The 22,170-nt window shown below is 37.9% G+C and carries 16 protein-coding genes and 1 tRNA gene; 10 read left to right on the top strand and 7 right to left on the bottom strand.

Annotated features, from left to right (window positions below; all coding sequences use genetic code 11):
* Positions 1 to 3 precede the first annotated feature (3 nt).
* Positions 4 to 2,655 carry an ATP-binding protein gene (locus EFD62_RS10680; RefSeq protein ID WP_128706089.1) on the top strand — a complete coding sequence of 884 codons (2,652 nt, stop codon included), beginning with the start codon at positions 4 to 6 and terminating at the stop codon, positions 2,653 to 2,655.
* Positions 2,656 to 2,706: 51 nt separating this feature from the next.
* Positions 2,707 to 3,729, top strand: a complete 1,023-nt coding sequence (locus tag EFD62_RS10675) for a C40 family peptidase (RefSeq protein WP_069195440.1) — start codon at positions 2,707 to 2,709, stop codon at positions 3,727 to 3,729.
* Here the strand turns inward: EFD62_RS10675 and EFD62_RS10670 are convergent.
* Positions 3,700 to 4,851, bottom strand: a complete 1,152-nt coding sequence (locus tag EFD62_RS10670) for an MGDG synthase family glycosyltransferase (RefSeq protein WP_069195441.1) — start codon at positions 4,849 to 4,851, stop codon at positions 3,700 to 3,702. The two genes, EFD62_RS10675 and EFD62_RS10670, sit on opposite strands and share 30 nt — an antisense overlap.
* Before the next feature lie 217 nt (positions 4,852 to 5,068).
* On the opposite strand from EFD62_RS10670, the gene sleB reads away from it, so the two are divergent.
* The 3 genes from sleB to EFD62_RS10655 all read left to right on the top strand — a co-directional run bounded on the left by sleB (position 5,069) and on the right by EFD62_RS10655 (position 8,512).
* Positions 5,069 to 5,758, top strand: a complete 690-nt coding sequence (gene sleB / locus EFD62_RS10665) for a spore cortex-lytic enzyme (RefSeq protein WP_069196382.1) — start codon at positions 5,069 to 5,071, stop codon at positions 5,756 to 5,758.
* A gap of 32 nt (positions 5,759 to 5,790) precedes the next feature.
* Positions 5,791 to 7,185 (top strand): germination protein YpeB, encoded by a 1,395-nt coding sequence (ypeB, locus tag EFD62_RS10660; protein WP_083225217.1) that lies wholly within the window; start codon positions 5,791 to 5,793, stop codon positions 7,183 to 7,185.
* Positions 7,186 to 7,423: 238 nt separating this feature from the next.
* Positions 7,424 to 8,512, top strand: coding sequence for a type II CAAX endopeptidase family protein (locus EFD62_RS10655; RefSeq protein WP_069195442.1), 1,089 nt, complete (start codon positions 7,424 to 7,426; stop codon positions 8,510 to 8,512).
* A 46-nt stretch (positions 8,513 to 8,558) separates the two neighbouring features.
* Here EFD62_RS10655 and EFD62_RS10650 read toward each other — a convergent pair whose 3' ends face one another.
* A complete protein-coding gene (locus EFD62_RS10650; protein ID WP_069195443.1) occupies positions 8,559 to 9,587 on the bottom strand; it encodes an ATP-binding protein in 1,029 nt (342 codons plus the stop codon).
* A 33-nt stretch (positions 9,588 to 9,620) separates the two neighbouring features.
* Entirely contained in the window at positions 9,621 to 10,598 is a 978-nt protein-coding gene (locus EFD62_RS10645; protein WP_069195444.1) for a DnaD domain-containing protein, read from the bottom strand.
* 257 nt (positions 10,599 to 10,855) lie between these two features.
* On the opposite strand from EFD62_RS10645, the gene EFD62_RS10640 reads away from it, so the two are divergent.
* Positions 10,856 to 10,932: transfer RNA gene (locus EFD62_RS10640), tRNA-Arg, on the top strand.
* 254 nt (positions 10,933 to 11,186) lie between these two features.
* On the opposite strand, the gene EFD62_RS10635 is transcribed toward EFD62_RS10640, so the two are convergent.
* From EFD62_RS10635 to EFD62_RS10625, 3 genes are all read right to left on the bottom strand, one after another.
* Complete coding sequence (locus EFD62_RS10635) at positions 11,187 to 12,242, bottom strand: DUF5050 domain-containing protein (protein WP_069195445.1); 1,056 nt, start codon at positions 12,240 to 12,242, stop codon at positions 11,187 to 11,189.
* 340 nt (positions 12,243 to 12,582) lie between these two features.
* Entirely contained in the window at positions 12,583 to 15,576 is a 2,994-nt protein-coding gene (locus EFD62_RS10630) for a cellulose binding domain-containing protein (protein WP_128706088.1), read from the bottom strand.
* 94 nt (positions 15,577 to 15,670) lie between these two features.
* Entirely contained in the window at positions 15,671 to 16,501 is an 831-nt protein-coding gene (locus EFD62_RS10625; protein WP_069195447.1) for a copper amine oxidase N-terminal domain-containing protein, read from the bottom strand.
* A gap of 396 nt (positions 16,502 to 16,897) precedes the next feature.
* Here EFD62_RS10625 and EFD62_RS10620 point away from each other — a divergent pair, with 396 nt between their 5' ends.
* The 4 genes from EFD62_RS10620 (at position 16,898) to prmC (ending at position 20,723) form a co-directional block, all read left to right on the top strand.
* On the top strand, positions 16,898 to 17,728 hold the full coding sequence (locus tag EFD62_RS10620; protein ID WP_069195448.1) for a motility protein A: 831 nt from the start codon (positions 16,898 to 16,900) through the stop codon (positions 17,726 to 17,728).
* A 13-nt stretch (positions 17,729 to 17,741) separates the two neighbouring features.
* The gene (locus EFD62_RS10615) at positions 17,742 to 18,539 is read left to right on the top strand and encodes a flagellar motor protein MotB (RefSeq protein WP_128706087.1); all 798 of its coding nucleotides are present in this window, start codon (positions 17,742 to 17,744) and stop codon (positions 18,537 to 18,539) included.
* A 318-nt stretch (positions 18,540 to 18,857) separates the two neighbouring features.
* The gene (locus tag EFD62_RS10610) at positions 18,858 to 19,814 is read left to right on the top strand and encodes a DUF1385 domain-containing protein (RefSeq protein ID WP_069195450.1); all 957 of its coding nucleotides are present in this window, start codon (positions 18,858 to 18,860) and stop codon (positions 19,812 to 19,814) included.
* Between the two features lie 12 nt (positions 19,815 to 19,826).
* On the top strand, positions 19,827 to 20,723 hold the full coding sequence (gene prmC, locus EFD62_RS10605) for a peptide chain release factor N(5)-glutamine methyltransferase (RefSeq protein WP_069195451.1): 897 nt from the start codon (positions 19,827 to 19,829) through the stop codon (positions 20,721 to 20,723).
* A gap of 8 nt (positions 20,724 to 20,731) precedes the next feature.
* Here prmC and ytvI read toward each other — a convergent pair whose 3' ends face one another.
* Positions 20,732 to 21,799, bottom strand: a complete 1,068-nt coding sequence (gene ytvI, locus EFD62_RS10600; RefSeq protein ID WP_069195452.1) for a sporulation integral membrane protein YtvI — start codon at positions 21,797 to 21,799, stop codon at positions 20,732 to 20,734.
* Between the last annotated feature and the right edge of the window lie 371 nt (positions 21,800 to 22,170).

The raw sequence follows: 22,170 nt of genomic DNA, 5'->3' as shown, positions 1-22,170 counted from the left end.
GATATGAAGATCGAAAAGCTTGATATAAAGGGGTTTGGAAAGCTTCACAATTTAATAATGGGTTTTTCAAAAGGCTTTAATTTAGTATACGGTGAAAATGAAGCCGGAAAAACAACAGTTCAATGGTTTATCCGGGGCATGCTATATTCCCTGAAGGGAGGAAAAAATATAAGAAACGCCAATATCCCTCCTTTGAAAAGGTATAGTCCCTGGGACGGAAATTTCTACGGAGGAAGCATTGTGTACAGTCTGGACAGCGGAGCTTCATTTACTGTGGAAAGAGATTTTAAGGATAATACCGTCAAGGTATATGACTCTTTATTCAATGATATAAGCGATACCTTTAAGAAAAGCAGGGACAGAGGACCTTTGTTTGCTTTAAATCATCTTGGCATAAATGAAGCCTGCTTTGAAAGAACCGTATTTGTAGGACAGATGGATGCAAAAATTGATGTTGCCGGGAGCAGAGAGCTTTTGGACAAGCTCTCAAATATCAGAGAGACAGGCTCGGAGGAAATTTCTCTTAAGAGGGCGAGGGATACATTGAAGGATTCGCTCATGAGCTATGTCGGGACTGAGAGAAGCACAACACGGCCGCTGGATATTGTAAATTCAAAGTTGGATGAGTTCGGGCAGAGGAAAAAGTGTCTTATTGAAGAAAAAGACAAAATATTTGAGGCTGAAGAAAAAATCAGAGAACTTCGTGAGCTAAAGGGGCAGCATGAGGAAAAAAGAGAAGCCCTTGTCTATGCAAGAAAGGTTGTTGAACTTAGAAGAAGCATTGAAGAATTGAAGAAGCAAAAAAGGGAGCTTGCCTCAATTATAAAAGATATAAATAGATATGAACAGGAAAGAGAGAATCTTAATCAGCAGATTATACTTTATCATGGGATGAAAAAGCAGTATGAACCCTATTCGAAATATGCGGATGATGACCCGGGGCTCATTAGTGTTTTATACAACAAGCTGAAAGATGCGATAAAGGAAAAGGAACGACTTCAAAAAAAGCAAACGGCATTAATGCAGGAGATACAAGCGGCTAGATCGGAACTCGAAGAATATAAAGCCTTTAGCAGCTTTGATGAAAGTATAGAGGATAGGGTGCAAAGTCTATCGGACAGTATAAAAAGCCTTGAGCGGATGAAAAAGGATATAAATAATGACGCTTTGAATGAAGATATAAATGCTGCTTCTCATAGGCAAGGACTACTAAAGGCAGGCATTGGGGCTTCCATAATTCTGACCCTTTTATCCGGGATTGGTACAGTATTTTTTTCGCAAAAGCCTGTTTTAATGGCGTTGACCTTTGTTTTTGCGGCATTATTGCTGATATTTGTTTGTATGGGAATAGGCAATAAAAATAAGATTCAAAGGCTCAATGACAGTAAAAACATGCTGCTTTCAAGAATGAAGGAAACAGATAGGGAGATTGCGTCAAAACAGGAAGAGATCCATCAAATTTTTTCTATGGTGGGTGCGGAAAATGTGGGGGATTTTATTAAAAAGAAAACCCTGTACGAAAATATGTTTCTGGATTTTACCCGCCAAAGCAGCAGAATGGCTGAACTTGAGAGGGAGATGGAAGAGAATCGGTTGTATATAAAGAAGGTTCGAATTTTAGTGCTTGACAGGCTTAGAACGTGCGCTATAATTGGCTTAGAAGAAAAGGAAATAAGATTAGAGCATATAGAGAATTTTCAGTCGGGGATTGCAAAATATATGGAAAGTATTGAAAATATTTCAAGATTAGGGGAGAAACAAAAGGATATTGATACTTACTTGCAATCTCTTTATGAGAGGGCTTCTTCATTATTTGGGTCAAGCTCGCCTAACAAGGGGGATTTATTAGAGGGCATTGATAATATAGAGGCCAGAGTGAATGACCTTTATGAAAAAATTGAGGAATATTCCGTAAGAATTCAGAAGGCGTATAGCTTTGCCGATGCTTCTTCAAAATATAACGACTTAATGGAGAAAATTTACGACGCAGACTTTGAACACGCAGAAAGCTACATAGAGAATTTACTTCCCGAGATAACTGAAGAGATTGATAAAATCCTACTAGAGATGAGCAGAAATCAGGCTCTTGTGGAAAGAGTCTCTTTAATTGAAGATGAAATTCAGGAAATTGAAGCAAGATTAGCAGAACTTGAAGGAGAGAAAAGCCATCTTCAGGATATAGGCTTTAGCTTAAAGACCGCTCTGGATATCCTTGAAGAGGCAGCTCTTGAAATCAATAGGGAATTTGCGCCAACATTAAATCATAAGCTAGGTAATATAACCGGCCTTATAACACAAGACAAATACAATGATGTAAGAGCCGATGACAGCCTTATGATAAAAGCATTAGAACCGGATACCGGGCGGATTGTAGAATTGCCTTTTTTAAGCGGAGGTACCGTTGAGCAGCTATATCTTGCATTTAGACTTGCTCTTGCCCAGACCATTGAAGATGGAGGAGAAGTTTTGCCTCTTATTATGGATGAGGTATTTGCCCACTATGATGACAATAGGGTCTTGAGTACTCTAAAGATGCTTTTTGCTCTGTCAAAAGAGCGCCAGATTATATTCTTTACATGCAAGGAAAGGGAAGTAGAAGCTGCCAGGGAGATTTTTGGCAAAGGTTTAAATATTATTAAATTGGAAGCTTGCTAGAAGTTTTAGAAGATAGAACAGTTCTTTGTAGGGATAAATGTGGAGGTCATGATGAAAAGAATATTTGTGAATAGAGTAGTGATGAGAAGAATATTATTGTTTTTTGTGATAACAGGAGTATTTGGGGTGTTTGCCTGTGGCTGTAGGCAGTTATCTCAAGAAGCGAATACGGATATTTCCAATGGCGACGATAGAGCGAAGAATGAGACCACGAAGCCAAGGAGCAGTGATGAAGGGGTTTTGGATATCGAGAACAAATACAAGGATAAGGCAGTTGTATTGGATACGGTGGTTGATATTTTCCGGGAGCCTGATATAAACTCGGAAAGGGTAACCCAGGCTATTTTCAATCAGAAAGTTGATGTGATTGAGGAAAAGGGCACTTGGACAAAGGTAAAAGTGGTGGACGGATATATCGGATGGCTTAAGTCAAAATTTGTTGATAGAGATTGTACAAGTATTATGGAGGAGAAGTATACCGACAGAGCTGTAGTTACCGGAAAGACAAAGAAGGTTTATTCTTCGGCAGGCGGAGGAGTTACTCTGAAGGATGTTGTCATGGGAACGGAGCTTTTCATAAGGGGAAAAAAAGATCGGTATTATGAGGTAGTTTTGCCGGGAGGATTAACAGGATGGATTGACACCAAAGATACAATAAGAGTCCCATCAGGAAGTTTGGTACCGACTACTTCTGCACAGGATTTCATGGCTACTGTGAATAAATTTAAGGGTACGCCGTATCTCTGGGGAGGAGTAAGCAGTTGGGAAGGTGTTGACTGCTCGGGTCTTGTGTATATTTGCAGCAGAATAAACGGAGTGGATCTGCCAAGAGATGCCGACATGCAATTTGAGTTTATCCAAAATGAAATTGGAGGCACAGCCGAGTTAAAAGTGGGGGATCTGATTTTCTTCAGCAGCAATGAAGAGCTAAAAGATGTGTCCCATGTGGGTGTTTATGCTGGAGATGGCAAGTTTGTACATGCGTCAAAATCAAAGGGAATAGTTATCGAAACTGGTCTTGATACGGAATATTATTTTAAAAGATTAAAGGGCATTAAACGAATATTTGAATAGGCCTTTTTCATTATCATTGATAAGTTTTTCAATGAGATTGACAATATTGTGGCCGGAATCTGGTTTTGCGAGGGTTCCGGCTATTTCCTTCATCTGCGTATATCTTAATTTATTGTCATAAACTTGACACAGGATACTGTCAATATTTGTGTTTTTCTGAATTCTAACTGCGGCACCACTATTTATAAGGAACTGTTCATTTCTTTCCTCTTGTCCGGGAATTGGAGAGATTATAAGGGCGGGAAGCTTTTTTACCAGAGCTTCCGATATTGTCATTCCTCCCGGTTTCGTGACAATAAAGTCTGCTCCGTCCATGAGCATAGGAATATTATCTGCATAACCAAAAATTTTGACAGGTATGCTGCATGAAGCCCCGAAATCGTTAAGTCTTTTTTCAAGGGAGCCGTTCTTGCCGGCAGCAGCAATAATTTGAATATTCCTTTTGCATTTCGCAAAGGATTTAAAGGCACTCTCAATATCTCCTATTCCAAGGCTTCCACCCATGAGAAGCATAGTCAGGGTGTTTTTCAAGGATAGCTCTTTTCTTACCTGCGCTTTAGGTGCGCTTTTCAAAAATTCCGGTGCTATGGGTATTCCATAAGTAAATATCCGGTTTTCAGAAATTCCGCATTCAATCATATCTCTTTTAATATAGTCATGAGCAACTATATAGGCCTCAATATTATTGTGAAACCAGAAGGGATGGTTGACAAAATCGGTCAAAATTGCTATTGAAGGCACAGCAAGATTATAATGCTCCTTCAGGTATGCAATCATTTGTAGAGGAAAAGGATGAGTGCATACAATTATTGAGGGCTTAAAATCTTGTATCAGCTTATGGATTTTAGGAGCCATAAGCTGGCTCAGAACCCTGCTCATCCTGTTTACATTTTTGCGATATTCAGACATCCTGTAAAGACCCCCATAGACTTGGGGCGCGTATTTGACAATATTAAGGTATCCATCTACAACTACTGTATGAATTAAAGGGTTTATGTATTTAAAAGTATCCACTATTAAAGTTTTTGCGGTGGGGTACCTTAGCACAATATACTTACGCAAAGCCTCGGCTGCCTTAATATGCCCCGATCCCAATGAGATTGATAAAAACAGAACATTCATTTGTTTACCTCGTAGATTAAAATTATTCGCTTCCTAATGTTATTATCTGGGGGTTTGCATGATGTTATACATAATTTTAGTGAATTTACGAATATTTTTTGCAATAGAACAAAAAATATCTTTGAATGTATAGCAATGTCTTTTGTAGAGTTATACTGTTTTTGGTTCTAAACCGGTATTAGTGTTTCTTATAAAGGAGGATTGAATACTTTTGAAGATGTTAAGAAGAATACTTATTCTTGTTGTTATATTTTCTGTTAGTATGCCCCTGTTCTTAAATAGTGAGGTCTTTATAGCACCAATTACCGACAGACTTGAGCCGGATATGGAAAGCGAGGATGTCATGAAGCTGCAGCAAAGGCTTAAGAACTGGGAGTATTATGACGGCAAAATAAGCGGAGTTTATGACTTTAAGACATATTTAGCCGTAAGGGATTTTCAAAAAACATACAATTTGCCTGTAACAGGTATCGCAGAAAAAGATACTTTGACTGCCATGGGACTTACTACCGTTTCCCGATGGGGTGAGGCCTATGCACAGGCAAGCCGGGTAAGTGATGAACAGCTTCTTGCGAGGGCAATCAATGGGGAAGCCAGAGGAGAACCCTATGAGGGACAAGTAGCAGTAGGTGCAGTTATTCTGAACAGGACAAAGGATCCGAGGTTTCCCAAAACTATCGCAGGGGTCATATATCAGCCGGGCGCATTTACAGCAGTTTCCGACGGGCAGATAGGTGTGCCTATTGATCCGAATTCAACTGTTCTAAAAGCTGCAAGAGATGCTTTGAGTGGATGGGATCCTACCAATGGGTGCGTATACTACTGGAACCCGGCAACTGCGACTAGCAAATGGATATGGAGCAGGAAAATAGTTACCAAAATCGGAAAGCATAATTTCGGAATATAATTTTTAGCATATAAATTAGGAGGTGCAGCCTTTTGAGTATCAGAGAGAAACTACTGGATTTTAAAAGAAGATTATCCGACAGAAAAATGTACAGTATTGTAGTTGTGGCAATTGCTGCTGTAGCTATGTGGGGTTTTTATCAATACAAGCATGCGGCAGATTTGAGACAGGAGCTCGATAACCAGTATAACCGTGCCTTTTACGAAATGGTGGGATATGTGAATAATGTCGAGGTATTGCTGGTAAAATCCCTTATCAGCAACAACCCGGAAAAGACGGCACAGACTATGCAGGAAGCTTGGAGGCAGTCGAATCTTGCTCAAAGCAATTTAGGACAGCTGCCCATAACTCCGGACGTACTGGCCAATACATCGAAATTCCTTACACAGGTGGGAGACTTGGCTTATTCCATAAACAACCAAAATATGTCAGGAAAGAGCATGACCGAGGAGCAGTATAAACTTATTGAGCAGCTTCATGGTTATTCTGTATCATTGGAGCAAAGCTTAAATGATCTTCAAAACCAGCTAACGGCAGGGAGAATAAAATGGGGAGAACTCGCAAATAAAGGGACCCCGTTGTTTCAGAAAACATCTCAGAACATGCCCATGGAGCAGTTTGAGAACATAGATAAGACCTTTCAGGATTATCCTACTTTGATTTATGATGGTCCTTTTTCCGACCACATGAGTTCAACAGAGCCAAAGGGACTTACTGGAAATGATATGACCTCGGAAGAGGCAAAGCAGAATGTTATAAATTTCTTTGGCAAGGATAAGGTTAGTGCAGTAGAGGATACCGGAAGAAATGATGCGACAACTATAAAAACCTACAGCTACACGGTTAAGTTTAATAATATGCCCGAGGATCAGACAGCGATTGTGGATGCGACCCAAAAGGGAGGCCATGTTTTATGGATGCTTTACAATAGACCGATTGGGGCAGAAGAAAATATAAACATCGACCAGGCGAAAGAGTTGGGGAAGAAGTTCTTAGATGAGCGTGGATACAAGGATATGGTGGATACCTATTACTTGAAAGAGGACAATACAGCGATTATCAATTATGCTTACAAGCAGGGAGATGTTGTTGTATATCCTGACCTTATAAAAGTAAAAATTGCATTGGATAATGGTGAAATAATAGGCTTTGAGAGCAAAGGGTATCTTTCCAACCATATAGAGAGAAATATTCCGTCTCCAAAACTTACTATGGAAGAGGCACGGTCCAAGATTTCATCGAGGATGGAGATTTTAAGCTCCGGCCTTGCAATAATACCTACAGACTACAAGACGGAATTATACACTTATGAGTTTAAGGGCAAGCTGAATGATAAGGATTTTCTTGTCTATATCAACACCGAAACCGGTAGGGAGGAAAACATCCTTATGATAATTGATACACCAAACGGAGTGCTGACAATGTAGAGTTGTTGTTTTATATGATATATTATTGATCCTTCTTCTATAATAATCGGGCATGCTAAATTTGCCCGATTATTATATTTTGGCCTCTTGGAATGAAATGAAAGAGGCAAAAGCGAAGGGACTCGATGTACCAAGATTTTATTTGGCCTCTTGGGAATCTTTAATAATTATTTTAAATAGTCTATAATAAATACATAGTACTTTTAGCTTTGCATTAATTACGAAGGGGGAATTAATCGTGGAAGAGTTTTCAATGGAGCAAAGCAGTTTGGATATGCAGGGAGTAGAAAGTCAGACTGAAGATATTAAAATGCCAGGCATAATGCAGGTGGGAGCCCTTTATTCCATTGTAGTGATACTTATGGTGTTTGTATCCACGAGATTGCAGAAAGGATTGGGGTTCAACCTTGGAGGAGCTCTTTCGGAGGTTCTTCTCATAATGTTGCCTCCTTTGCTTTTTTTGGTATTGTTCAGGTTTGATGTAAAAAAAGTATTGAGAATAAATAAAACGGGCTTTATGAATTTCTTTCTGGTATTTTGCATCATGTTCTTTTCCATACCGGTAGTAGGACTTTTTAATATTTTGAACATGCTTCTGGTAAAGCTTTTGTTTGGTACTGTGGAAATTACCCAGGTTCCTGTTGGAAGTGACGCTGTAGGTTTTCTTATCAGTATACTGGTTATAGGGGCTTCTGCAGGAATATGTGAGGAATTTCTGTTTAGAGGAGTAATCCAGAGGGGATTGGAGAGACTTGGGATAGTCAAATCTATTCTAATAACTGCATTTCTCTTTGGACTTATTCATTTTGATTTTCAGAAGCTTTTTGGGACTTTCTTGCTAGGCGCGTTAATAGGATTTCTGGTATACAGGAGTAATTCTATACTTATCGGAATGTTTGCTCATTTTACCAATAACTCTTTAGCTGTAGCTGCCCTTTTCTTGTCTATGAAGATGACCGAGTACATGGAAGAAGTGGGTATTCCCGGTGCATCCGGAGTGAATGCATCGAATGCAGGAGATGTGTTTGCGGAGCTTCAAAAGTTTTCCGGGGTCCAACTTGCCATAGTAATAGTCTTTTATTCGATGGTGTTTGTTATCACGGCAGCAATTCTAGGGGTTTTTCTTTATGCTTTTATTAAGAATACATCAAAGGATGCCAGAGAAATAAAGAAGGAGAAGTCCGGGATTAAAGCAGTAGATGTTATTACCTTTATGCCGGGGATTCTGATGGTGATTTTGATCTATATCTGCAATGGGCTAATGATGGCAGGCACTATTGATGCTGAGACTATGAGGATTATATTAAAGGCTATAGGGGTAGGTTGATACGTACTAAGAAGGACATAGCCTTTGTTGGCTATGTCCTTTGTTATCAAGCCTGTATGGTCTTTTTTAACATCCTAATATCATTTCCTGCAAACCTAAACAGGTCAAATCCACCTATAATTCTTGATACTATTCTTTCATCATAGTACTCATTAAGTAGGTTGATTCCAAGGTTAGAAGCTATAATAGTCTTGCAGGGAACAGACAAATTGTTTTCCTGCCGAGTGTTTAAAATATTAAGCAGTTCTGCGTATCTTGTTGCCGTTGGAGACTCGGTTCCAAGATCATCTATAATAAGGAGCTCAACATTGAAAATATCGGAATAGACGGTATCTTCAAATTCATTGTCCTTTAGAGCCGATAGCCTGTAATCATTAATAACCTTGAACAGGGACTGGGCTGTCTGATACAATACGGTTCTGCCCTTTTTTAGAAGTTCTGAAGCTATACAGTTTACCATAAAGGTCTTGCCAACCCCTGTGGGTCCACTGAAAAAAAGGTTCTTATCCTGCGGGTTGTCGATATTCTCAATAAAGGCTTGGGATCTTTCCCGTATTTTAATAATATTCTGCCTTGGAGATATTCTGATTCCAAACTTCTTTTCATTTACTTCATCAGGATAATAGCCTTCGTTAAAAGTGGAAAAATTCTCCGCGTCAAGGACCTTTATATTTGACTGCTTAAAAAGGTGATTAATATATTGCTGACGGTAGCAGGAGCATTTTTCCGTACCGGTGGAAGTTTCAACAAAGCCTGTATCCTTGCATTGTTTGCATTGGAATTCAAGCTCTAGATAATTCTCCGGATAGGAGAAATCCAACAGAAGCTGCCTTTTTTCCCTTTTAAGGCAGTCTATCTTGTCTAAAAGCTCGCTTATCGCTCTGTCCGATGGTTGGATGCCTAAAAGTATGGCTTTATTGTATTTTATCCCCGTAAGATGTATCTGATTATCAATTTCCTCAATACGGGGGATCTTTTTATAGACCTCTTCCTTTTTCAATAATTGCCTGTGAGAGGCTGCTTGCTGTCTGGATTCATATTCATTTATTATTATGCGGTGAATATCCCTGTTCATGCTGCCTCCTTATTTCCCAGTACCTTTTTAGGTTTATGCGTTTTCATAAAGACTGTTCAAATACCCATCCTCGTATTTTCTTTGCTCGAAGTTGCCTCTTTGAGGCACAGCGGCAGATGCCACAGAGCTGGTTTTATTTGAAGTCTTCTTTCTTCTTGCGGTTTCATAAACGGCAATATCTTCTTTGGTTTTTAGGCTATTTTTGTGCCAGTCGGTAATTATGCTGTCCAGATAATTGAAATTCGGGTTGGTTTTAGAGGTTGTCTTTTTTAAAGCAAGCTCAATGGTGTCAATGCTGTATCCATAATCCATAACCCACTTTTCAACATATTCCTCCTCAAACTCGGTGAGGTTTCTGCCGAGCTTCAGCTTTTTAACAATGGCACTGCGAACATCCTTGAACTTTTTGTATTCGATAGAGTAATTATCAAGGTCGAAGGAGTTCTTGATATTCCTGTTTTTCCAGTTCTCAGCTACTTTTTCTATGTAAGGTTTGACAAGCCCCTTCTGGTCAAAGCAGTATTGAAACAGTGCCAACATAACATCTTCGTCAAATTTGTACCTATCAAACCAAGTATCGATATCGGTATACCATGAAGGAGACATAATACCTTGGAAGAATGTATTGTTTATCGTATAAATTATTTCATTGCGCTTCTTGTTCTTTTCACAGTTGGACACAGCTTCCTCCGGTGTGGAGGTGGTTTTTAAGCGATACATTTTCTTAATTTCCTTTTCTTTAAGGTCATGAAGCACAAGGCCGTTTTCCTTCCAAGAGAGTACACCGAGGTTTTCAAGCTGGGCGAGACATTCTTTTACCTTTGTGACTTCAAGTCCCAAGCTTTTGGCAAACTCTTCTGTTGAAGCACTCTTGTTGTGCTTGCTTAAAAAAAGGCAGTATAAATACACCTTTACACTGTCGGAACTGAGCAAAGGCATGTACTCGGTAATAAAAATATCCGGAACTTGGGTATCCGAATACAAAATTGATTTGTAAGACTCAAAAAACATTAAATCATCCCCTCATTATTATGGGAAAATATTCTTTTCAAATATCCTTATTATATCATATAAAATTGACATGTTACAGGAATAATAAACCTTATATAAAGTATTCAAGGAAAATAAACTTCTTTTAAACTTGTTTTTGAAGTGTTTTGGCAATCTAGCAGGTGTTTTGAATTTTGCTTTTGAGAAAAAGAAAATAATGTTGTTGATTTTTTTTATAATTTATATTATTATATTATATGTTCATTAAAATTACTTTTGCGCCCATAGCTCAATTGGATAGAGCGTTTGACTACGGATCAAAAGGCTAGGGGTTCGACTCCTCTTGGGCGCGCCAAAAATGACGGTATCAGGTGGTTCTAAAAAGGATCACCTGATATTTTTTAGCCTCTTGGAGTGAAATGAAAGAGGTTAAAGAAAAGGGACTCGATGGCATGAGCTTTTATTCTTAAATGAAGTATTCAAAAATCGATGATAATAAAGAACTATAATTTCTTTTAAAATAAAACATGAGTTGAAGAAATATTTCTTCAACTCATGTTTTATTTTAATTTACAAGAAGGAGCTAATATTATAAGCTTTTTAACTTAACTAAAAATCCTCAGATTTAAATATGGTGTCAATAACAGTTATTGAGTTGTTGCTCAAATCCAGCTTGCACAGGTCAAGCTTTTCACTTATGGAAGCGCTGTCTTTAACTTTTTTTCTTGCCGATAATATGTAGTAAAGACTGTTATCGTTTTCATTGTAACAAAAACCTGTAAGAGAATTATCAATAGTGTAATTATCTTCTGTAACCGCATCATATTTGGTAATAAGGTTAAGCTTGTTGTCTTTTTTTGAAATACTAAATATAGCTGCATCTTTAGGTTCCTTCATGCGTCGTCCTTCAAAATACATTGTATCGCTGACAGAGTATTTCGAACTTCTTACAGAAAAATTATTATTATCTTCACGGAGGTAACTGTCAAGCTCCGATTGATTGAAAGGATAATTCAGTGTCATTATTGAGTTGTATTGTTCCTCAGATACATCGCTGACATGTTTGCTGTCTTCAATCAATATTGCGCTGTATTTGCTTACAAGCTTTCCTGTCGGCTCACCTAAATCATTTGTACCACCGTCACCCTCAAATACGATAAGTTTATGTATTATCAGGTCATTGGCTACTAGCATTGACCCTACTCTTTGACAGTTTACACTGGCAATTTCAGTTTTTTCTGAGCCGTCAAAAGACTGCTTAATAATATTATGAGTATAATTGGTATTAGCTATGGTTTTGTCTTCGGTAATTCTTTTAGTATAATATAAGTAATTATTATATATATTGATATTTAAGATTTCTCCAGACTCCAGTTCGAGTTTGTTTGAGCCGTCTTTATTGGTTCTGTAAAGACCTTCGGTGTTTGAATAGAAAATATATTCATCCGTTACAGCAAGAGAATCACATGTCAAAGCGTTTTTCACATTTGTATCAAGACTTATGGGTGCGTTTAACCTTGAACGTATAGACTCGGGTTGAGATGGCTGAGAAGGCGATTCCGAGCCAAGCTTAGATATAAGAACCACAAACAGCAAAATAAGAATTACGGCCGAAGAAACCAACATTATTTTGGAGTTATTTTTGTTATTTTGTTCACTGCTCATTATTTGACCTCCTGACAAATTACTTGCAGAATTTTGCTATTAGTAATGTTTGAAAATCTGCACATAAAGCATTATCATATAAAATTACACGTACGTACATATTATAACATATAACTTCACAATATTACATAACAATTATCTCACATCTTGAATTTTTTGTGCTCGCAAAAATGAAAGAGCGTAAAGAGTTATGTTAGATGAATAGTACTATTACTAATTATTGCTTAATGAACAGCGTAAGCATTTAATGGATAATCGCTAATTAGAGTTGCTAAATATTAATAAAAGCTCTGGGATTTGCGCCCCAGAGCTTTTTGTAAGAGTTGCTTTTTATTTCGGCTTAGTTTATATCCTTCTTATAGACTACGTTAAACTTTATGTTGTCGAAAGGTACTACAACTTCAAACTCATCTTCACCTTCGGATTTTATGCCGTCACCATTTTTATCTTCGTACAATTCGTATGTTACCTGAGGTCCGGCAATATCAACAACACCTTCAATGGATAGAGTATTCTCGGTGAAGTCATCAGAATAGTTGACAATCAGTGTGAGGTATAGTTCACGGCTTTCTAAGTCGTAGCTCAAACCGTCATCAATACTTGTGAGGTTCGCAAGCTCATCATCGGTGAAGATGTGACTGATATTGTACTTGCCACCGGATGGCGTAAGCTCAGTCAAATTAACAATTGATTCTTTCGAACCATCTGCTTTCTTGAAGAACAGTTCAACCGGCTTGAGGTGGCTTGGCAGTGACAATTCAAATTTCGCTGAATTGATTGTCAAGTTTTCCACAGCCAATTTAGGTGGAATAGTGTTTGAAATATATGCCAGCTCATTAATAATTGAAAGAGATTGTATATCCTCTAATGAAGGACAATAGTAAGCTTTCTCTTCAGAGTCATAGACACTAATTCCCAAGTCGGAAGCAAGACTTCTTAAATCATCGATTTCAATATCAGACTCTTTCACACCATTTTTTATATTTGATTCTTTAATATAGGTAGTCAAATCAATAAGTATAGGTCTTATTTTACCATTGCCTGAGGTGCGATTATAAGCATCTATTAATTTCATTATTTCTATAACATATTTATTTCCATTATTGTTGCTTCCAGTTTCATCAGAAATATAGAAGTCACTAGTGTCGTATGCTGGGTCGGTTTCAAACTGGCTTCCAGTATGAGATCTGGTATATGCATTTGGATCAAGGCCTGTGAAGATATATATATATTTCTCAGACTCAGGGTCGGAATGTTTAATAAAGACATCCAAAGCTTTTCTTAAGCCATCACCAAGATTGCTTTTCTTGGAATCTACGTCTGCTGACAGCTCTATAGTATAATCTAAGAACTCCTCCCGTTCAGTGGAAGAATCAAAGAATTTCCAACGATCTTTAATGTGTGAATCATTTATATCTGCATAGTCGGAATAGGTTATGATTCCCGCTCTTGTATACTCATCAAATATATAAGGAAGTAAAGCTATTGCATTCCTAATTGTGTCAAAACCCTCAGTAGTTTTTAAGGCATCTTCAATGTCGTCTAATTGGCCATCACTGGGTCCCTTAAAAGAGGTATTACCTGAGGTGCTTACAATAGAGTTTCCAACAAAACTACCTTGAAGAGTGTTGTTTTGACCATTAATTTTAATTTCTCCATTTGGGGCAAATGCAATTCCGGATATAGTAGAACCAGTTGTTTCAATATTAATATTTCCATATTTGGTTATAAGATATACATCTTCAAAGTCTGCATCTGTACCTTGTAAGGTTATGTCACCGTAAGCATATATAAAAGCGGATGTAGCTCCACCAATTAATTCTTGCTTAATGTTTTTGACACTTATTACAAGATTACCATCAAAAAACATATTAGACTTAAGTACAAATCCGCCGTCGTCCCTATCTTGTTTTATAAGATATTCTGGGAAAGTATTATCATAGGTACGATTAAATCCTCCAGCTTCTTTTGAACGATATGCTATAGATACAGACCTGTCAGTATCATCATAGTAAAACTCTGCAGCTCTTTTACGCCAATTGGGGTCTGTATGGGCTGCAGGGTAATAGTTTGGGATAATATCTTCCATAAACAAAAATTTAGCATCATCTTTCTCAGGCAGTTTTGCAACTTTATCCTGTATCATTGAAAATAGAGTTGAATAGTCTCCATTTTCATCAGGTGCAAGATAGCGATCATATCTGCTTGCTTCCTTACTATCCATCTTTGATTCATCAGAACCTAATGGTCCACCATAGGATTCAGTAGTTCTTTCGCTATACTCAACTTTTCCTGTCACATCGATCCTTGACATTCTAACATCCATCAGATTTCTTGTGAACACATCGCCCTCTATTGTTATTCCTTCTCCTTGATATAAAGAATCACCGCTTGAGAATAGACAATATTTAAAAATGTTACTTAGTTCAGATTCTACTTTGGTAGATTCATAAGATGAATCAAGCAGAATCAGGGCTTCTTTTTGACGAGGAGAAAAACCGACATCTATAGAACCTTGATGAGGGAATCCTATATTGGCTGGCTCAAATAACCCAGCAGGAGTAGGGTTTGGTCCAACTATATTTCCGTCAGCAGTAGCCAATATTTTCTCACCTGGACTAACCGCAGGAGAAGGAGAAGGGGAGGCTACAGGTGTTGTAGTTGGCGTTGGAATCTTGGATGTCTCACTAGGTAATACGCCAGACAGGAGTACAAAATCAGATTTACTTGAATCATAAATAAAAATTGGTACTCTTCCCGATGCAAAAAAGTTTTCAGGTAAAAAAGGAGCATAGTAATTATTATTGGAATAGTCATTGAATTGATTGAAGTCATTGTATATGTCGCTTTCTTTTATATGAAGCTCAATGTATATAGGTTTTCTATCATAACTCAGTTCTACAGATCCTGTAAACTTTATTTCAACATAGCTATCAGCACCTGCATAAGGCAAACCTTTCACCAATGTGGTTTTAACCAATCCTGGATTATAGATCAGTGCAGCTGTACCGAACGATTTTACATCTATGTCTATAGGACTGCAGCCATCATCAGAAAAGTAGTATCTTAATTTAAGGTCGTCTAAATTTATATTTCTTCCTTTATTTAAGTTAATAATACCAAGTTGCAGAGCTATGGTGTCTGATGGAACATCTTTCCTAATGTTTTTTAATGTTACAGAAACCCTATTACTTAAGACCGGGAATTCGACCTCTTCAGCCGCAAATACATTTTCTACAAAAAGGCCATTAAAACCTGTCATTAATGAAAGGTTAAGAAAGATACCGAGAACCATCAGAAATGCAAGAGTTCTAAAACAAGAATTTCTTTTCATGTACATACCTCCCTAATATTTTTTATAGTCTTTCTAAAATACCCGGTTAAAAAATTGAGTGGCTATGATGTCATATAAAAGTTTGTTGAAATCATTAGATATCATATCTTGCAATTCTTATATATTTTTCATCCTTAAATGGCGTTGTTACATACATTACTTCTGGAACAAAAGATTTTGAAGCAAAAGCCGAGCCGGAAAACTCATATGTATCAGATTGTGATGGTTGGGCATAAACTCTGACTTTAACAGATTTACCGGTAGTACTGTAAAGCTCAAGAAGTAAAGTCGAACCCTTTATATTGGTTTTGCCTTTTACAGTTATTCTAACGTCATTAGTTCCTTCTACTTCTTTAACTACAACTTCGTCAAAGGAAAATGTCATGTCTTGATATGTAGTTTCATCGCCTAAGCTTTTCCTTTCTACAGCTGGTGGCGTTTCTCCTGAGGAGGACGGCATATTTTCAGGCATTGTTATGTACACAGACTTGGTGCTGTCATCCCAAGCAACATCAGCTCCACAGTTTTCACTGACAAATCTTAATGGAACAAAGGTTCTGCCATCGGTTATTTCCGCAGCGACATCAAGTTCCTTTTCTTCTCCGTTTACAAGGGCAATTTTTTTCCCTATGTAAAGAGTCATTTCAATGTCGTTTCCATTAGCTGTAACCATACGGAGCGTAGAATCCCAGCTAACATCCATACCCAAAGCTTCAAATATTCTACGGAAGGGAATAAGTGTTCTTCCTTCCTTAATATAAGGAGCTGGATCGTTGGCGTTAGTTCCAAATTCCATTAGTTTGCCATCAAAATATACTTTTACGTTGGTAGATGCAATACTTTGAAAGGTGGTTGATAGAAACAGCGTACAGAGCAAAATAGAGTAGACAACAAAGCGAAAAGCAAGAGTTCTTAACTTTTTCATTGTGATTCCTCCCCAAAATTTCTTATCTTTGTTAATCTTCTTTCTAAATTATATGATTTTTACATAAGGTTGTGAACAATAAGTTCAAACGAGGTTAATTCTATCACTCCTCTTTTACATATGATTATATGAGTAAGACTACAGATGTTTATAAAAAGGAAAAATATACTTTTTCCCAGTATCATTATATCGCAAATAAGATAAAAAATAAAGCGATTTTTGCCATTAATACAGAAGAATATGTTTATTTAAGGACACAGATGCAGTAGTTATCAAGGTTTAATGAGTCAATAGAATAAAAGAATAAAAAAACATAGGAAATTATAATCTTATTACTTAATTATTCCGATATATAGATAGCAGGTTCAAAAATATAAGGATAGAAGGCGAGAATTTATGGATCTAGCTACTCTTATAGGAATGATTGTAGGTATTGTATGTTTAATATGGTCTATTATGATTGGAGGAAGAATATGGTCCTTCGTGCATCTCCCGTCGATTATTATTGTTCTTGGCGGAGGACTTTGTGCCACTCTTATCTCCTGTAAGATCACCGAGTTTGCAAAGATTATGAAGGTGGTTGTAAAGGTGCTGGCTGGGAAGGAATCTAGGCCTCAGGACACCATCAAGATGCTGGTCGAGCTTTCGCTTAAGGCTAGAAGAGAAGGTTTGCTTTCTCTTGAGTCAGAACAGGAAAATATCGATAATGACTTTCTAAAGCAATCTCTCCAATTGGTTGTTGACGGTGTTGAACCGGAAGTTATAGTTGACACAATGGATCTTGAGTTGGAGAATATGAAAGCCCGCCATGATAAAGGTGCAGGATTATTTAAGACCATGGCTTCACAATTTCCGGCATGGGGAATGATTGGTACTCTTATAGGGCTTATACAGCTGTTGGAAGCATTGGATGATCCCTCAGCAATTGGTTCAGCTATGGCGATAGCATTAGTTACAACTTTCTATGGAAGCGTTCTTGCCAATCTAATATGTAACCCTATTGCAAGTAAGCTGTCTCAAAAGAGCAAGGAAGAAATACAGGAGAAAAAGATGATTATTGAAGGGGTTTTGTCTATACAAGCAGGAGAAAACCCAAGGATATTGGAGCATAAACTGAAAACCTTCCTTTCGCCAAAACAAAAGCTTGAATATGATCAGATGACAAATCAGGCTTCAGAAGAAAGAAGAAGCGAGAGAAATGAAAAAGGCAGAGAGGCTGCTGTATAAGTGAGGTGTAATTATGAAAAAACCAAGAAGGCAGATGCCGGAGGATGAACCGTCAGAAGGTGCACCCGAATGGATGACAACTTACAGTGATATGGTTACACTGTTGCTCACCTTTTTTGTGCTCTTGTTCTCCATGTCGAGTGTTGACAGCGAAAAATTTCAACAGATTACAAATTCGCTGAGTGCGGCCTTTATGGGAAGCGGCAGCGGAGGTATTTATGGTTATAATGACGGAACAGTGGTTTACAATGTAAAGGAGAACAACGTTTCCGGGGATATAATGGAGGACGGCGACGAAGCTTTTAATGAAGGAAAAAGTGCTGAAATTGGGGCTTTTACAGGGGGAAATGCTGCTAGTGAGGCCCAAAAAATCGAAGATTTTGTTGAGGATGTGCAAAGTCTTGTTGAGGAAATGGAACTGAATGAATATGTAAAGGTGATTGAAGATAATACATATTTGACAGTCAGAATAGACTCTGTCATACTCTTTGACCTTGGTAAAGCAGACATAAAGCCATCAGGAAAAGAGGCATTAAAAAAGATTGGTGAGCTTCTAAAAGAGCTGAATAGAGGTGCTACCATACAGGGGCATACAGACAATTTGCCGATAAACACGATGTTGTTTCCTACAAACTGGGAATTGTCTACGAAGAGGGCAACCAATGTAGTGTTGTTTCTTGTAGAGGAAAGCGGAGTAAATCCGGAAAAGCTTACTGCTACCGGTAACGGTGAATTTAAACCTATAGCACCTAACGACACAGAAGAGAATAGACAGAAAAATAGGAGAATTGATATCGTAATAGATAAATAATGGATACAATAAAATTATGATAACAAAAGGCTTTATGGCAAATCAAAACCATAAAGTCTTTTTTAGCTCTTCGAGTAAAATAAAAGACGTAAAAGCGAAGGAACTCAATGTCCCGAGCTTTTATTTTTGTCCTCTAAATCATACAAAACGGTGGAAATATCAAGCTTGACTGTAATAAAGAAGAAAAGAAAATTGTTTGAAGCCTTGGAATAAGTGAAATCAGTAATAACGAGGGATCTCGATAAGCTAGAGTTTTTATTGAGTTTATAAATTTAATAATGTATAATAAATTTAATAAAACTATAAGTGAGGTCTAGGATGAAACAGGATATTTTTGAGAAACCCAGGCATATGACTAGCATAGGTGGACAGGCCCTAATTGAGGGACTTATGATGATAGGCCCAAAGGAGGCTGCCATTGCAATAAGAAAGCCTGATGGGGAAATCATCGTTGAAAAAAGACCTGTTCCCAAAAAGAGTAAATTTTCGAAGCTCCCAATAATACGGGGATTTGTAGGTATTTTTAAGCAGATGGTTCTTGGAATTAAGGCATTGATGTATTCGGCAGAGTTTGTAGATTTGGAAGAAGATGAAGGCAAAGAGCCTTCGAAGGTTGATAAGTTTCTTGACCGAATTTTAGGTGATAAGCTGCAGGATGTATTGATTTATATCTCGGTTATATTTTCAATAATTTTCAGTGTACTGTTATTTATGGTGCTTCCAAACCTGGTTGCCTCATTTTTGCCCATTGACAAATCAACAAGTGTGGGGTCAATCATATATAATGTAGTTGAGGGTATTGTGAGGGTTGGACTTTTTATACTGTATATGGCTCTTACATCGACAATGAAGGATATCAAAAGGGTTTGGCAGTATCACGGAGCAGAACATAAGACCATACACTGCTATGAGAATGAAGAGGAGCTCACTGTTGAGAATGTCAAGAAATATTCAACAAGACATCCCCGGTGTGGGACATCTTTTCTGTTTACAGTTATGATAGTAAGTATACTGGTGTTCTCGCTGGTAGGTCAGCACGGCTTGTGGATAAACATACTTCTTAGAGTTATTTTGATTCCTTTGGTAGCCGGCATATCCTATGAGATAATAAAGATAAGCGGAAGAAGTCAGTTAAAAATAGCAAGGATTATCAATACACCGGGATTGATGTTCCAGGGATTTACTACAAGGGAGCCGGATGATAGTCAGATAGAGGTGGCTATTGAAGCCATGAAGAATGTATTGGTGGACAACAAGGAAGAAGATAAATGGTGATAGGGTGATAGCGTGATACTAAAGGATGCCCTTTTAAAGGGGATAAAGCTGCTTAAGTCAGCAGATATTGATACCCCGGCACTGGAGGCCGGGGTACTTTTGTGCCATGTATTGAATGTTGATAGGAGTTTTCTCTATTCTCATGATGATTACAGCATGAAGGATGAGGAGTATGAAAAATTTGCAGCATTTCTTGACGAAAGAGTTAGGGGAAAGCCTCTTCAGTATATAACCGGACATCAGGAGTTTATGTCTCTTGATTTTATCGTAACACCGGATGTGCTGATACCGAGACAGGATACCGAGACCCTTGTTGAGGTTGTATTAGGGCATGTGAAGGATACCGGACTTAAGAATGCGAGAATACTTGATATTGGTACCGGATCGGGATGTATAGCTGTAAGCCTTGCTCACTTTGTAAAGGACTGCAGGGTTCTGGCAGTAGATATCTCGGAAGGAGCGCTGGCAACAGCCGAAGCAAATGCAAGAAGGTGCGGTGTGGAGGACCGGGTGTCTTTTCTAAAGGGCGATGTTTTTGGAGGACTCTTTAATGCTATAGCTCAAAGTCCCTTTGCAAAAGTCACTGAACACAATGAGGAAGGTATTTTTGACATCATTGTTTCCAATCCTCCCTATATACCTGCGGAAGAAATAAAGACCCTCCATAGGCAGGTTAAGGATTTCGAACCCGGTACGGCGCTAAATGGGGGTGAGGACGGCCTTGACTTTTATAGGGTCATAACCTGTGAAGCCACAAAGCTTCTAAGCCCGGGCTCATTGCTGGCCTTTGAAGTGGGGTATGGCCAAGCAAAAGATGTTTGGGGCCTTATGGAAAGAAGCTATTGCGCCATTAAAAGCGTAAAGGACCTAGCCGGTATTGACCGGGTAGTTATGGGCTATAGAAAGTAGTTGATGTATCAATCGCTCCATACACTTATAAGACCGGACTTGTGGAGACTTTTTAGAATTGTCACAAACATGGGTCCTATGAAAAGTCCCGGAAATCCGAAGAGCATCATTCCCAAATACATTGAGATGAGGGTTACAAAGGGGTGAATTCCTGTCTGGCTTGCAACTATTTTCGGCTCGATTATCTGTCTTAAAATTACTCCAAAAAGGTATACTGCCGTTATGCCTAGAGCCATTTGAATGTTTCCGCCGATAAAATTCCAGGCTATAAGCGGAAATAGAACAATGCCTGTTCCTACAATGGGCACTGCATCTGCTATCGCAGCAATAAAGCCGATTAGTACTGCGTATTCGGATTTTATGACAATAAGACCCAAAGTGGTTTCAATGAAGGTAATGCACATAAGTATGAGCTGAGCCTTTATATATCCGGCTATAGTTGAAAAGGTGTCGCTTTTGATGCCGATAAAACCTTGCTTAAAATTTACAGGGAGCTGTCTGTAAATAAAGCTTCTAATCTTTCTGCGGTCACTACTAATAAAGTAGGAAGATAAAAGAGTCACAGTAGTGAACACTGCAGCTTTAGGTATTGAGGCGATACTATTTATAATTGATTCGGCTATTCGACCGGTTATAATCTCAAGCTTGGGCAGCAATGATTTAAGATTATACTCAAAGATACCGGACAGGTTCTCCGGAAGATAATAATAAAAAACGCTGACACGGCTGTAGCAGTTTGAGGCGGCGGCAGAAAAAGATTCTATATAATGGGGGAGATTGGCATTAAGCTTTACCAGTTCATAATATACTTTAAATACACATAAGGAAATCAAAACGATAATTATGCTTACCGTAATAGTGAGGGATATGACTGAGGCAATTTTTCTGCTCAACCTAAGCTTTGTTTCCATACAGTTAATAAGAGGCTCGTTGACAGAAGATATTATTATGGCAATTAAAAAAGGCAGAATAAGAGCAAAGAGATAATTCATTATAATATAGAGCAAGATTAGCAATATTGATACGATCAACAGACTAATTATTGCTTTTTTTTGCTTTTTCCATAAAAAATTCATACCATTACTTCTCCAATACTATTATTTAATAAAGGGATATGCTTTAATCAAAAGTCCTATATAAATATATATGTTGGTAAATTTATAAAAAAACCGATGCAAACGAATATAAGGATAACGCTGTTTTATAGAAAATAGAATGCAAACGGGTATTATGAGGTCTTGAAATTTGGCAAATTCTTATTTGACTTATTAGAGAGTTGCAAATATAATATTCAGTGTAAAAAGATAACCTGCCGAAGAAAATAAAAAAGACCTGTCAATGGGGATGGGGTTTATTGCTCTACTCGAATAGCTTATTGTAGAAATTGCTCATTTTTAGTATGCATTGTGGAATATTTAAAGTTGTATACAGTATACCTACAAAGATT

This window comes from Acetivibrio mesophilus (genome assembly GCF_004102745.1).
Lineage (GTDB): Bacteria > Bacillota > Clostridia > Acetivibrionales > Acetivibrionaceae > Hungateiclostridium > Hungateiclostridium mesophilum.
This window is presented reverse-complemented; position numbering and strand designations above follow the sequence as displayed.